Here is a 13,724-nt window from a genome sequence, read left to right as displayed (position 1 = left end):
CCCCTGTAGGAGCTGCCGAAGGCTGCGATCTTTTGATCCTGTTTTTTAAAAGCAACATCAAAAGATCGCAGCCTTCGGCAGCTCCTACAGGGGTTGGGGGTTGCCGTTGAGTTCTCGCAGGGTATCGAGGAAGAGTTTCAGGACGGGGGAGGCATCATCCGCCCGATACGTTGCATACAGCGGCACTTCCGGCAACGCCGGGGTCAGGCGTCGAAACACCAGCCCCGCCGGCGCCAACTGTTCAATCGACGCCGGCAACAGTGCCACGCCAAACCCGGCGCGCACCAGGCTCAGCAACGTCTGCACCTCAATCACCTGCTGGCGTATCTGCGGGGTAAACCCGGCCTGAATGCAGCACTGATAGAGAAAATTAGCGAACCGCGACTGCTTCAACTCCAGCGCCACAAACGGCTCCTGCGCCAGATCTGCCGGGGCCAGCATCTCGCGCTGCGCCAGCGGATGATCCGCCGGCATCACCACGTGAATCGGCTCGTAAATCAGCAGTTCATTGCGCAACAGCGGGTCGTCATAACCGACACGAAACACGCAGGCGTCAATGCGTTTCTCCTTCAACGCCTTGACCTGCGCCGCCGGGGTCATTTCGTGCAGGCGCCAATTGACCTGCGGATAGCGCTCGCGAAACAGGTGCAAAGCCTTGGGCAGCACGCCGACCATCACCGAACTGATCATGCCGATTTCCAGTTCACCGAGCTGGCCACGTCCGGTCTGCCGGGTCAGATCCAGCGCCCGCTCAAGCTGTTCGAACACCAGCGGCGCCTGCTCCTTGAGCATCTGCCCCGCCGCCGTCAGTTCGACCCGATGATGGCTGCGTTCGAACAGGGGCGTGCCCAGTTCCTCTTCCAGCAAACGAATCTGCTGGCTCAGCGGCGGCTGGCAGATATGCAGGCGTTCGGCGGCGCGACCGAAGTGCAACTCATCGGCCAACGCCATGAAGTACCGCAGCAAGCGCAAGTCCATGGCGATTTATCCCAGGCTCAGTGGCGTCGAACGCTGGCGCACGCCGGTCAGCGCGAACAACGCATTGGCGATGGCCGGCACCACCGAAGGGCTGCCCAACTCGCCGACGCCACCCGGTTTGCTCGGCTCACCGTCGAGCACGAGGATGTCGGTGCCCGGCATGTCGGACATGCGCGTGACGCGATAATCATGGAAGTTGCTCTGCACTACCCGGCCCTGTTTGATGTCGAGCCGATCGAACAACGCGTGACCGAAGCCCCACATCAGGCCGCCGTAGATTTGCTCTTCAACACCGCCCGGCGACACCGCCAAACCGCAATCAACCACACAGGTGAGCTTCTCGACTTTCGGCTTTCCATCGGCCGTCGCTACCCTTGCGACCACCGCGATAAAACTGGTGTAACCCTGATTGGTCGCGATGCCCAGCGCCGTGCCAGGTGGCAACGGCTGACCCCAACCGGCGCGCTCGGCTGCCTGCTTGAGCACCGCCACATGCCGTGGTCGTTCCTGCATATTGGCCAGGCGGAACGCCAGTGGATCTGCACCGGCCGCGTGCGCCAGCTCATCCATGAAACTTTCCACAGCAAACACGTTGGGAATAAAACTCACCGAGCGATACCAGCCGCTCGGCACGTCGCTTTCGTGCTTGACCCAATTCAATTCCAGATGCGGTGGACGGTAGGCGAAGTCCCACGCGGTGATCGCTTCGGTGGTGCTGTAATCCATCTTGTCCGGGCGTTCGAAATAACCCGGTTCCCACTGTTCCGGCGAGGCTGGCGACACCGCGTGCAGTTGCAGCGCACTGAGTCTGCCTTGAGCATCCAGCGCACCTTTGACCCGATGCAAGGTTGCCGGATGATTGAACAGCGCGTGCATTTCATCTTCACGGCTGTTGAGCAGTTTCACCGGCACGCCGGTTTTCTGCGCCAGATACGCGACTTCAAACAACCAGTATTTGGCTTCCCGCGCACCGAAGCTGCCGCCCGAGACCAACTCATGAATGGTGACGTTGGCCTTGTCGATCCCGCACACAGTTTGCGCCGCTTCCAGTGCCGACGACGGCACCTGCACGCCGCCCCAATAGGTGATTGCCTTGTCCTTGACCTGCGCGGTGATGCAGATCGGTTCCAGCGGGTTTTGCACCTTGTAGGGCATGGTGTAATCGGCTTCGATCAGCTTCGCCGCGCCCGCCCATTGCCCGGCGACATCACCTTGGGTCATGGCTTTGACGGTTTGCGCTTGCGGATCGCCAATGGCTTTGGCTTGAGCACTGAACAACTGCTCGCTGTCGAACCCGGCCAGCGGTGAATCGCTCCACTTGATCTCCAATACTTTGCGGCCCTGCTGCGCGGCCCAGAACGTATCCGCCAACACGGCGACGCCTTCCAGATTGCCGCCGAGCACATCCGGACGCCCCGGAATCGCCAGCACCTTGCGCACGCCCGGCACTTGCAGAGCCGCCGCTGAATCGACGCTGACGACCTTCGCGCCAACCACCGGCGCACGCTGAATCACCGCCACCAACATGTCCGGCAATTGCACGTCGATGCTGTACTTGAACCGCCCGCACACCTTGGCCGCCGCATCGCGTTTGTGCCGCAGCTTGCCAATGTATTTGAACTGCGTCGGGTCTTTCAGCGTGACGTGGGTCGGCGCTGACAGATTCGCCGCGACCCCGACCAGTTCGCCGTAACCGAGGCTACGCTTACTCGACGTGTGAACGACGCGACCTTCCTCGGTGGTGCAACTGTCGGGGCTGACTTTCCACTGTTTCGCCGCTGCTGTAATCAACAGCGCCCGCGCCGTGGCACCGGCCATGCGCAAGCGATCGTATTCGAGGGAAACGCTGGTGCTGCCGCCCGTGGAGAAGACTTTCCAGACCGGATGAATGTAGGTTTCGAAAAACGGATCTTCCGGGGTAATCACCTGCACGGTCATCGGGTTGACGTCCAGCTCTTCCGCCACACACGCGGCCAATGCCGTTTGCGTACCGGTGCCGGAATCGTGCTTGTGCACCACCAGTTTCACCGTGCCGTCGGGAAAAATCCGCACCCAGGCATTCGGCTCAAATTCGTTGGCCGGTGCCATGGCTTTTGGATCGGTGGCTGCGATGCCGCCGGGCAGATACAGGGCAATCGCCAGTCCGGAAGCGACGGTCGCCGCTTGCTTGAGAAAAACCCGCCGCGGCAGTTCGATGCGGGTGTCGTCGATAAGGCTCATCAGGCCTCCTTCGGCGCATTCGCCGCACGTTTGATCGCTTTGTTGATGCGCCCGTAAGTGCCGCAGCGGCAGATATTTCCGGACATGGCGTTGCGGATCGAATCGTCGGTCACCGCCGCACCGGTGTTGAGCAGCGCGGCGGCGGACATGATCTGCCCGGATTGACAGTAGCCGCATTGCGGCACATCTTCGGCGACCCAGGCCAGTTGCAGCGGATGGTTTTCCGTCGGCGACAAACCTTCGATGGTGGTGATGCTGTGGCCCGCGACGGCGGCCGCCGGCAATTGGCAGGAACGCACCGCGACGCCGTCCAGGTGCACGGTGCAGGCACCGCACAGGCCCATGCCGCAGCCGAACTTGGTGCCGGTGAGTTTCAGTTGATCACGCAAGACCCATAACAAGGGCATGGAAGAGGACGCTTCATCCAGCTCGCGTCGTTCGCCGTTCACCGTGAATGCAATCATTGTCAGGCTCCAAAAGAGCGGCCCGTCTTTGTGCAGGCCTGGTCACCGATTATTGGAACCCTGAGCAACACGCGGCCAGCGACGATTTCTGCCAACCGCTGTAAGCAGGACTAACAACATGTACAAGCGATACCCGTCGGTGCAGTCCATGAGCGCGTTTATCCACGCCGCACGCAGCGGCAGTTTTTCCAGCGCTGCGCGCAAACTGGATCTGACCCACAGTGCGATAAGCCAGCAGATTCGTGCGCTGGAAGATTTCATTGGCCAGCCGTTGTTCGTGCGTGAGGGGGGTGGCAGCAACCTGACCGATGCCGGGCAGTTGTTTGCCAGTGTCTTGTCGGACGGTCTGGCGCAGATTGACCGGGCGATCTCGTCGGTGAAAAACCGCAGCGTCGCGCAACGGTTGACGCTTGATGTCGACAGCGAACTGGCGCAGAGCTGGCTCAATCCGCGCCTGCCGCAGTTGCTCGATGGGCTGCCGGATTACGAGGTGACGTTGCTGTCGATGCCGCGCAGTGATCGCAGCACGTTTGAGCGGGTCGATCTGGCGTTGCGCTATGGCTATGGTGATTGGGACGACTGCGAGATGACGCAGATTTGTGGCGATCGGGTGTTGGCGGTGGCTTCGCCGGATTTGCTGGAACGGTATGGGTTGCAGGTGCCGTTGACCCCGGCACAGATTTTGGAGTTGCCGTTGTTGGGCTATACGCGAAGGTCGTGGATTCCGTGGCTGGATGCGGCCGGAATGACCCCGACCGAACCGCCAGCGCGGGTGATTTTTGATAATGCGGCCAACCTGATCGCCGCTGTCGAGGCTGGCGTTGGTGCAGGGTTGGTGCGTGGATTGCTGGCGGCTGATGCGTTGCGCAGTGGGCGGTTGGTGGCGTTGAACGAGGCGCAGATTGCGGCGCATTACAACCTTTACGCGGTGTGGCCGCATGGGCAGGCGGAGCGTGTGGCGCCGGTGGTTGAGGCGATCAAACTGTTGGCTTTGCGTACACTTGAAATCCAGCCCTCACCCTAGCCCTCTCCCAAAGGTAGAGGGGACTGATCGTGGGATATTGACGAATTACGCCGACTTGAGAGATCAGCTTTGAATCCATAATCGACTCGAACTTTCAGGTCGATGCATCGCGAAAAACACCTCGGTCGGCCCCCTCTCCCTCCGGGAGAGGGCTGGGGTGAGGGTAGCTCCTGATCTGCCCATATCGAACGCATATCACCACCCCGCCCAATTAATATTGTACGAACCCCTCCCCCCTTTCCAATACTCGCCCTCAGCAGCCACCCACCCGGGCCGGATGCGAACAGGCGAGGGAATGCGCGAGTCTTGCGCATAGAAACGGCCGATTGCCCGGGACGTGGATGCCGAGAGCCGCAAGGCTCCCTTCCCCGCTATCAGGAGATCGACTGCAATGATCATCGATATCAGCTGCTATCCCACCGATCTGGTGGACCTCGCCTGGAGGCATGACGGTGACCCGTTCACCGGCGAGCGTCTGCTGGAGATGATGGATGGCCCGTACATGGTCAACGGCAAGCCTCGCCGCATTGACAAAGCCTTCATCCAGCCGCCGCAAGGCAACACGATTTACACCTGGACCGACGGCGACCTGACCGGCCGTGAATCCATCGACGCCTACATGGCCTACACCCTGAAAATGGTGCAGACCTACCCGGATCGTTTCATCGGCTGCTTCGTTTACAACCCGCGCTGCGGCGTGGAAAACGGCGTCGAGGCGATAGAGCGCTACGTCAAGGAACACGGTTTCGGCATGGTGCAGATGCAAGCCAACATGCACGCCTACCGTCCTGACCGTGCGCTCGACTGGGTGCGCCCATGCTTCGAGAAGTGCGCCGAGCTGGGCATTCCGGTCAAGCTGCACACCGGCGACGGCCCTTACAGCATCCCATCGGAATGGGTGCCGATGATCAAGGAGTTCCCCAACGTCAATTTCATCATGGCCCACTTCGGCGTGCAGACCGGTGGCGTCTACGTGTTTGAACCGATGCAATGGGCGATGGAATTGCCCAACGTTTACTGCGAATCCGGCTGGTGCCTGCAATCGCGGATCGTCGAATTCGCCAAGGTCTTGCCGACGCACAAAATCCTCTTCGGCACCGACACACCGCCGAACGAACCGGGCATGTGGCTGCGCCTGCTCGAAGTGCTCTGCCACGAACCGCCGCAAGGTCTGAACCTCGACGAGGACACCCTCGAGGACTACTTGGGCAACAACACCGCGCGGATGATCGGCCTTGAGCCAACCCCGCCACCCCGTTCCGTTTCCGAAGCAGAGGCGCAACTCAAGCGCCCCGTCACCACTCAACTGGCCAGGAGCTGAACCGATGATCATCGACACCCATCTGCACCCAACAAATCTGGTCGACGAGGCCTGGCGCCACACTGGCGAACCGTTCACCGGCGAGCGCATGCTCAAACTGATGGACGGCCCGTACATGATCAACGGCAAACCACGCCGCATCGACATGGGTTTCATCCAGCCGCCACCGGGCAACACCGGTTATCGCGACGGCAACCGCCGGGGCCGCGAAGGCGTACGCGACTACATGTCGTACATCGCCGAACTGTGCATGAAGTACCCGGATCGCTTCATCGGCAACTTCAACTTCAACCCGCGCTGGGGACCGGAAAACGGTGCGGCGGAGCTGGAATTCCACATCAAGGAATACGGCTTCAAGATGCTCAAACTGCACGCCAACATGCACGGCTATCGCCCGGATCGCGCACTCGACTGGCTACGTCCGGCGATGAAGGTCTGCGCCAAGTACAACATCGTCGTGCTGATCCACACCGGCGACGGCCCGTACACGATCCCGACGATGTTCTACCCGATCATCCGCGAGTTCCCGATGGTCAATTTCATCATCGGTCACTTCGGTATCCAGACCGGCGGCAACTACTCGTTCGAAGCGTTCTGGATGGCGATGGACACGCCGAACGTGTACTGCGAATCGGGCTGGTGCTTCCAGTCGCGGATCGTCGAATTCGCCAAGGAACTGCCGCGCAACAAGATCGTGTTTGGCACGGACTCGCCGCCGAATGAGCCGGGGATGTGGCTGCGGGAACTGGAAGTGTTGTGCTCGCCGGCACCGCAAGGCTTGGGGATTGATGAGGATCATCTCGAAGACTATCTGGGCAACAACATCGCAAGGTTGTGCGGGATCGAACCGACGCCACCGCCGAAGGATCTGGCCGAGGCCGACATACGCCTGACCACCACGTACTTGTAGATACACACAACCCAATGTGGGAATGGAGTTTCCTGTGGTGAGGGGATTTATCCCCGTTCGGCTGCGAAGCAGTCGTAAAACCGGCAACCGCGGTCTGCCTGATGCAGCGCGGTGGCAGGATTTGGGGCCGCTTCGCAGCCCAACGGGGATAAATCCCCTCGCCACAAAGGCCCTCGCCACAAGGGATCTGTGCAAAGAGCACACAGCGACTTTACAGGCACGAAGATGACCCGGCGTTCGTTCGACCGGCAGGCCAACGGCTGGCCGCGCGAACGCCCTCTCACCCCTGCGTGCCTGCTTTTTACGAGGTGACACCATGACCCGTTCGACGCTCGGCGATTCTCAGGACTTTCACGTGTTCATCGACGCCTATCGCCGTGAGTATCCGGACGATGTGCTGACCGTCACTCAACCGATTTCTGCCGATCAGGACGTCACCGCCCTGGTCGATGCCCTCGCCGCCCAAGGCCGCGATCCGCTGCTGATCTGCGAAAACGTCGGCCACCTCGGCGTGCCGGTGGCGACTAATCTGTTCGCCTCCCGAACCCGAATCGCTCGGCTGTTCGGCGTAACGCCTGCGCAACTGCACGAAACCTTTCAAACCCGCGCCAACCAAGCCATCGCCCCGCGTTATGTGGAGAGCGGCCCGATCCTCGATGAAGTCTTCGAAGGCGAAGCGCTGGATCTGGCGCTGCTGCCGATGCTCAAGCACTTCGACAGCGATCGCGGGCCGTACATCACCAACGCGATCATCGTTGCCGAAGACCCGCTGACCGGCATCGCCAACATGAGCTATCACCGCTCGATGCGCCACGCCCGCCAGGCCCTCGCCACCAGCCTGCATTCACGCGGTCATTTGTGGCGGATGCTGCAAACCGCGCGCGAACGTGGCGAAGAATTGCGTGTGGCCATGGTGGTTGGCGCGCACCCACTGTTCATGCTCGCCGCCGCTGCACGCTTGCCCTATGGCGCCGATGAACGCGCCGTCGCCGGCGGGCTGTTTGGTGCGCCGCTGGAGTTAGTGAAAACCCCGCGCTACGGCATCGGTGTACCGGCGTATGCCGAGTTTGTTCTGGAAGGCGCGATCGACCCGGCGGCCTATGCCGAGGAAGGCCCGTTCGGTGAATTCAGCGGTTATTCCTCGGATCGCTCGACCAACAATGTGCTGCGTGTCGACACCCTGTTAAAGCGCAAGGACGCCTGGCTGGTCGATGTGATGGGCGGCCGCTACGCCGAGCATTTGACCCTCGCCCGCCTGCCGCGCGAAGCGGAGATGAGCGAAAAACTCAAGGCACGTTTCCCCGCTGTCACCGCCGTGCATTACCCGAATTCCGGCACGCATTTTCACTGCTACGTGGCGCTGGATCAGAGCCGCGACGGCGAGGCGCGGCAGATCATGCAGGCGTTGCTCGGCTGGGATCCGTACCTGAAAACCGTGATCGCGGTGGACAGCGATATCGACATCAGCGATGACAGCCAGGTGCTGTGGGCACTGGCCACACACTTCCAGCCGCACCTGGATATTTTCACCATCGATGGCTTGCCCGGCAGTCCGCTCGATCCTTCGTCGTCGGTCAACGGCACCACTTCGCGGATGGGCCTGGATGCGACTCGCGGTTCCGGGTTTGACGGGATCAAGGCGCAGCTGGATCAGGATGTACTGGAACGCGCGCGGGTTTTGCTCAAAGGACTGGAATCGTGAACCGGCATCGGATGGTGGTCGGCATCAGCGGCGCGTCCGGCTTCATCTACGGCGTGCGCTTGCTGCAATTGCTCGCTGAACTGGACATCGAAAGCCACCTGATCATCAGCCGCGCGGCGCTGCTGACCATGGCCCACGAGACCGACTACAAACTCGCCGACGTCACCGCGCTGGCCAGTCATTACCACCGCGCCGATGACGTCGCCGCCGGGATTGCCAGTGGTTCGTTTCGCTGCCTCGGCATGGTGGTGGCGCCGTGCTCGATGAGGACGCTGGCGGAGATTGCCACTGGCACCTCATCGGGGCTGATCGGCCGTGCTGCCGACGTCACGCTCAAGGAGCGCCGCACGCTGGTGTTGATGGCCCGCGAAACCCCGCTGACCCTCGCCCACCTGCGCAACATGACCGCCGTCACCGAGATGGGCGGAATCATCGCCCCGCCGGTACCGGCGTTCTACGCCCGCCCGGAAAACCTCGCGCAAATGGTCGACCACAGCCTCGGCCGCGTGCTCGACCTGTTCGGCCTTGATGCCGGCGTTGCAACCCGCTGGCGAGAACCCAAACCAGACCTGCATGTAGAAGTGAAACCCTGTGGCGAGGGGATTTATCCCCGCTCGGCTGCGCAGCAGTCGTAAAACCGGCAACCGCGGTCTGCCTGATACAGCGCGGTGGCAGGATTTGGGGCCGCTTCGCGACCCAACGGGGCGGTGCGACGTTTCGCTAAATCCCCTCACCACAAGGGTTACACATCAAAAATTTAATCACCCCGAATTCAGTGTGCACCGGTCAATCAAAGGAGCCTCACCATGAACACCCCATTCAACGCCCCAACCCGCAACACCAAAATCCCCGTGACCATCCTCACCGGTTTCCTCGGTGCCGGTAAAACCACCCTGCTCAACTACATCCTCAAGGAAAACCACGGCCGCAAAATCGCCGTGATCGAAAACGAATTCGGTGAAGTCGGCATCGACGGCGACCTCGTCCTCAGTTCCGAGACCGAAGAAATCTACGAGATGGTCAACGGCTGCGTGTGCTGCACCGCCGAGGTCCGCGAGGACTTGGTGCGCATCGTCAGAGAGCTGGTCGCGCGCCCGGTGCGCCTCGATCACATCCTCATCGAGACCAGCGGCCTGGCCGATCCGTACCCGGTGGCGCAGAGCTTTTTCATCAATGACCCGATCGCCGATGAAGTCGAACTCGACGCCATCGTGACCATGGTCGACGCCAAGCACATCGCCCAGCACCTGGAGGATCTGCAACTCGACGGCGTCGACAATCAGGCAGTGGATCAGATCGTTTGCGCCGACCGGATCGTCATCAACAAGGTCGATCTGGTCAGCGCTGAAGAAGTGGAAACGTTGCGCGGCAAGATCCGTGGCTTGAATGCCACGGCAGATCTGGTGACCTCGACCCACGCGCAAATCGACCTGACGAAGATCCTCGGTATCGGCGCGTTTGAATGCACGCAGAAGCTCATGGAAATCGGTGCGGATCAGCACGATCACGATCACCACGACCATGAGCATCACGCTGAGCACTCTATTGAAGAGCAGGATCACCAACACGACCCAAGCGTGTCATCGGTGGGCATCGCTGTGGACGGCGCGGTCAACCTGATGGCGTTCCATCGCTGGATCAGCGAGCTGCGCTCCTCCCAGGCCGACAACCTCTATCGCATGAAAGGCGTGCTCGCCGTGGCCAATGAAGACCAGCGCTACGTGCTGCAAGGCGTGCACAGCCTGGTGGAATTCCGCGCCTCGACCGCGTGGGGCACGGAGCCCCGCTCGAGCAAGATCGTGTTCATCGGCCGCGACCTGGATCGCGCGGCCCTGAACCAGGGCTTCGCCGCCTGCCTGGCAGGCTGAAACAAGGCATCGGAGCCGGTGGATGGCGGCTTCGGGCACATGTGTACGAATGACTGATGCCCAATGGCACTGAAATCTGTGGAGTGATCCCTGTGTTGAGGTTCTGTGCTGAGGCAATTTTCTTTTGCTGAGGCAACTTACCTGCGGGGAGGCAGTTAATTTGTGGCGAGGGGATTTATCCCCGATGGGGTGCGAAGCGCCCCCAAAACCTGAATTCGCGGTTTATCAGACAAACCGTATTCGCTGGATTTGCGACTGCTGCGCAGCCGATCGGGGATAAATCCCCTCGCCACAAAGGCTCACTCCTACAGGGGATCTGCAGCAGGCATCAGACGAATACCCCTCTCTACCGCATAAAAACAGCCAGAGGTGTTTCCCCATGTCGTCAGCCACATCCCCATCAAAAACCGCATCCACCGTGCACCCCGTCGACCGCGTTTTGCCGGTGCGACAGATGCTCACCCTCGGCCTGCAACACATGGCCGTCTCGTACATCGGCGCCATCGCCGTGCCGTTGATTGTCGCCAGTGCGTTGAAAATGTCTCACGCCGACACGGTGGTGTTGATCAGTACCACGCTGTTCTGTTCCGGCATCGCCACCCTTCTGCAAACCGTCGGCTTCTGGAAATTCGGCGTGCGCCTGCCGATTCTGCAAGGCGTGGCGTTCAGCAGCGTTGGCCCGGTGATCGCCATCGGCAGCAACCCGGAGGTGGGGTTCGCCGGGGTCTGCGGGGCGGTGATCGGCGCGGGGATTTTCACCATGCTGATGGCGCCCTTCGTCGGTCGATTACGGCGGTTTTTTCCGCCCGTGGTCACCGGTTGCATCGTCACCGTGATCGGTTTACAGCTGTTCCCGATTGCCTACGAATGGGTCGGCGGCGGGCGCAACGCGAGCAACTTCGGCGCGCCGGCGTTCCTTGGTGTGGCGGTGGTGGTGTTGCTGACGATCCTGTTGGTCAACCGCTATGGCAGCCCGATGCTGCGCAACATGGCGGTGTTGATCGGGATGCTGGTTGGCGCCGGACTGGCCTACGGTCTGGGCATGGGCAGTTTTCACAGCGTCGAAGATGCGCCGTGGCTGACCGTGCCCTACCCGTTCTACTTCGGCCTGCCAACCTTCAGCCTGATCCCCATCGCGACCATGGTGGTGGTGATGATCGTGCAGATGGTCGAGTCGATGGGGCTGTTCGTGGCCATCGGCGACATCGTCGAAAAACCGGTCGAGGACAAACAGGTCATCAACGGTCTGCGCGCCAATGGCTTGGCCAGCACCATCGCCGGGATGTTCGCCGCGTTTCCCTTCATCGCCTTCATGGAAAACGTCGGCCTGGTGATCCTCACCGGCGTGCGCAGCCGTTGGGTGGTCGCGGTCAGCGGCTTGCTGATGTGCTCGATTGCCTTGGTGCCGAAGGCCGGCGCGATCATCGCTTCGATGCCGACCGCCGCCCTCGGTGGCGCTGGCATTGCGATGTTCGGCGTGGTCGCGGCGGCGGGCATTCAGACCCTCGCCAAAGTCGATTACGAGCGCAATCGCTACAACGTGCTGATCGTCGGTTTCACCATCGCCGCCGCGCTGGTACCGGTGCTCGCACCCACCTTGTTTAAACAACTCCCCGAGTGGTCGCAGCCGTTCCTGCACAGCAGCGTGGTTATCGCTTGCCTGGTGTCGGTGCTGCTCAACGCCGCGCTGAATGGCGTCAGCGTGCCGGAAACCACCGCCAGTAAATCCGCCTCGCACATCCTTTAGTTTGGAGCTGCCCATGACTCAACTTCAGAACATCCTGATCAAAAACCCGGTCGCGGTGATGACCGGCCTGCGCGGCCCTCGCGCGCGGGCCGGGGCCGTGGACATCCGCGTGGTCAACGGTCGCATCGCCGAAATGGCCGCGAACCTTGAACCACAACCCGGCGAACGGCTGATCGACGCGCGCAACTGCGTGGTCTATCCCGGCTGGATCAACACCCACCATCACCTGTTCCAGAACCTACTCAAAGCCGTGCCCGAGGGGCTGAATCAGGATCTGCAAGGCTGGCTGGCGAGCGTGCCCTACCCGCGCCTGAACCGCTTTACCCCGCAACTGGCGCGGATTGCTGCACGGCTAGGCATGGTCGAATTGCTGCTGTCCGGCGTCACCACCTGCGCCGATCACCACTACCTCTACCACGCTCACGGCAGCACCGAGACCGGCGACTTGCTGTTCGACATGGCCGATGAATTTGGCCTGCGTTTTGTGCTGTGCCGGGGCGGCGCGCTGGAATCGGCGAGCGCACATCCGGGCTTCTCGAAAACCGCGCTGCAACCGGAAAGCCTTGAGCAAATGGTCGGCGACATCGAACGGCTGAAATCGCTGTATCACCAGGACACTCCAGACGCGATGCGTCGCGTGGTTGTCGCGCCAACCACGCCAACGTTCTCGCTACCGCCAACGCTGCTGCGCGAACTCGCCCACACCGCACGCGGCCTCGGTTTGCGCCTGCATACGCACCTGTCGGAAACGCAGAACTACGTGAATTTCTGCCGCGAAAAATACAACTGCCTGCCGGTGGAATTCGTCGCCGAACACGAATGGCTCGGCCCCGACGTCTGGTTCGCCCACGCCGTACACCTGCAACCGGGCGAAATCCGCATGCTCGCGCAGACCGGCACCGGCATCTCCCACTGCCCGGTGAGCAATGCGCGGCTGGGCAGCGGCGTCGCGCCAGTGCCGCAGATGTACGAGGCAGGTGTGCCGATTTCTCTAGGCGTGGATGGCGTAGCGTCGAATGAATCCGGAAGCATGGTCGGTGAGGCCAACACCGCGTGGCTGATCCACCGCGCCGAACAAGGCGCCTCGGCGACCACCGCAGAAGACGTCATTCACTGGGGCACAGCGGGTGGCGCGCAGGTGTTGGGGCTCGGCGCGGTTGGCACTTTGGAAGTCGGGCAAGCGGCGGATCTGGTCGTCTACAGCCTCGACCACCCACGGTTCTACGGCTTCCACGACAGCGCCGTCGCGCCAGTGGTTGCGGGCGAACCGATCACGGTGAAATACAGCCTGGTCGGCGGCAGGATCGTGGTCGACAACGGCGTAATCCCCGGCCTGGACATCGAACGCATGCGCGCCGAAGCGTGGGAAGGCGTGCAACAACTGATGAACGTTGACGACTGACCCCCGATCCCGTGTAGGAGCTGCCGAAGGCTGCGATCTTTTGATCTTGTCTTTTAAAAAACCAAGTCAAAAGATCGCAGCCTTCGGC

At 61.4% G+C, this 13,724-nt stretch carries 11 protein-coding genes; 8 read left to right on the top strand and 3 right to left on the bottom strand.

Going from position 1 to position 13,724, the window contains the following annotated elements; translation table 11 throughout:
- Positions 1 to 84: 84 nt before the first annotated feature.
- The 3 genes from QMX93_RS26475 to QMX93_RS26465 are packed head-to-tail and all read right to left on the bottom strand — an operon-like array spanning position 85 to position 3,662.
- A complete protein-coding gene (locus QMX93_RS26475) occupies positions 85 to 978 on the bottom strand; it encodes a LysR substrate-binding domain-containing protein (RefSeq protein WP_282358475.1) in 894 nt (297 codons plus the stop codon).
- Between the two features lie 6 nt (positions 979 to 984).
- Positions 985 to 3,198, bottom strand: coding sequence for a molybdopterin cofactor-binding domain-containing protein (locus QMX93_RS26470; protein WP_282358474.1), 2,214 nt, complete (start codon positions 3,196 to 3,198; stop codon positions 985 to 987).
- Entirely contained in the window at positions 3,198 to 3,662 is a 465-nt protein-coding gene (locus QMX93_RS26465) for a (2Fe-2S)-binding protein (protein WP_159815707.1), read from the bottom strand. The genes QMX93_RS26470 and QMX93_RS26465 overlap by 1 nt, the downstream gene beginning before the upstream one ends.
- Before the next feature lie 118 nt (positions 3,663 to 3,780).
- Here QMX93_RS26465 and QMX93_RS26460 point away from each other — a divergent pair, with 118 nt between their 5' ends.
- The 8 genes from QMX93_RS26460 (at position 3,781) to QMX93_RS26425 (ending at position 13,636) form a co-directional block, all read left to right on the top strand.
- Positions 3,781 to 4,686, top strand: a complete 906-nt coding sequence (locus QMX93_RS26460) for a LysR substrate-binding domain-containing protein (protein ID WP_282358473.1) — start codon at positions 3,781 to 3,783, stop codon at positions 4,684 to 4,686.
- Between the two features lie 391 nt (positions 4,687 to 5,077).
- On the top strand, positions 5,078 to 6,007 hold the full coding sequence (locus tag QMX93_RS26455) for an amidohydrolase family protein (protein WP_008081962.1): 930 nt from the start codon (positions 5,078 to 5,080) through the stop codon (positions 6,005 to 6,007).
- 4 nt (positions 6,008 to 6,011) lie between these two features.
- Positions 6,012 to 6,917 carry an amidohydrolase family protein gene (locus QMX93_RS26450; protein WP_008081961.1) on the top strand — a complete coding sequence of 302 codons (906 nt, stop codon included), beginning with the start codon at positions 6,012 to 6,014 and terminating at the stop codon, positions 6,915 to 6,917.
- 316 nt (positions 6,918 to 7,233) lie between these two features.
- The gene (locus QMX93_RS26445) at positions 7,234 to 8,619 is read left to right on the top strand and encodes a UbiD family decarboxylase (protein WP_282358472.1); all 1,386 of its coding nucleotides are present in this window, start codon (positions 7,234 to 7,236) and stop codon (positions 8,617 to 8,619) included.
- 11 nt (positions 8,620 to 8,630) lie between these two features.
- The gene (locus tag QMX93_RS26440) at positions 8,631 to 9,254 is read left to right on the top strand and encodes a UbiX family flavin prenyltransferase (RefSeq protein ID WP_282358477.1); all 624 of its coding nucleotides are present in this window, start codon (positions 8,631 to 8,633) and stop codon (positions 9,252 to 9,254) included.
- A 171-nt stretch (positions 9,255 to 9,425) separates the two neighbouring features.
- Positions 9,426 to 10,487, top strand: a complete 1,062-nt coding sequence (locus tag QMX93_RS26435; protein WP_282358471.1) for a GTP-binding protein — start codon at positions 9,426 to 9,428, stop codon at positions 10,485 to 10,487.
- 379 nt (positions 10,488 to 10,866) lie between these two features.
- Positions 10,867 to 12,234, top strand: a complete 1,368-nt coding sequence (locus QMX93_RS26430) for a nucleobase:cation symporter-2 family protein (protein ID WP_159814670.1) — start codon at positions 10,867 to 10,869, stop codon at positions 12,232 to 12,234.
- 13 nt (positions 12,235 to 12,247) lie between these two features.
- Complete coding sequence (locus QMX93_RS26425) at positions 12,248 to 13,636, top strand: amidohydrolase family protein (RefSeq protein WP_053121389.1); 1,389 nt, start codon at positions 12,248 to 12,250, stop codon at positions 13,634 to 13,636.
- The last annotated feature ends 88 nt before the right edge of the window (positions 13,637 to 13,724 follow it).

This window comes from Pseudomonas sp. PS01303 (assembly GCF_029959385.1).
Classification (GTDB): domain Bacteria; phylum Pseudomonadota; class Gammaproteobacteria; order Pseudomonadales; family Pseudomonadaceae; genus Aquipseudomonas; species Aquipseudomonas rustica.
This window is presented reverse-complemented; position numbering and strand designations above follow the sequence as displayed.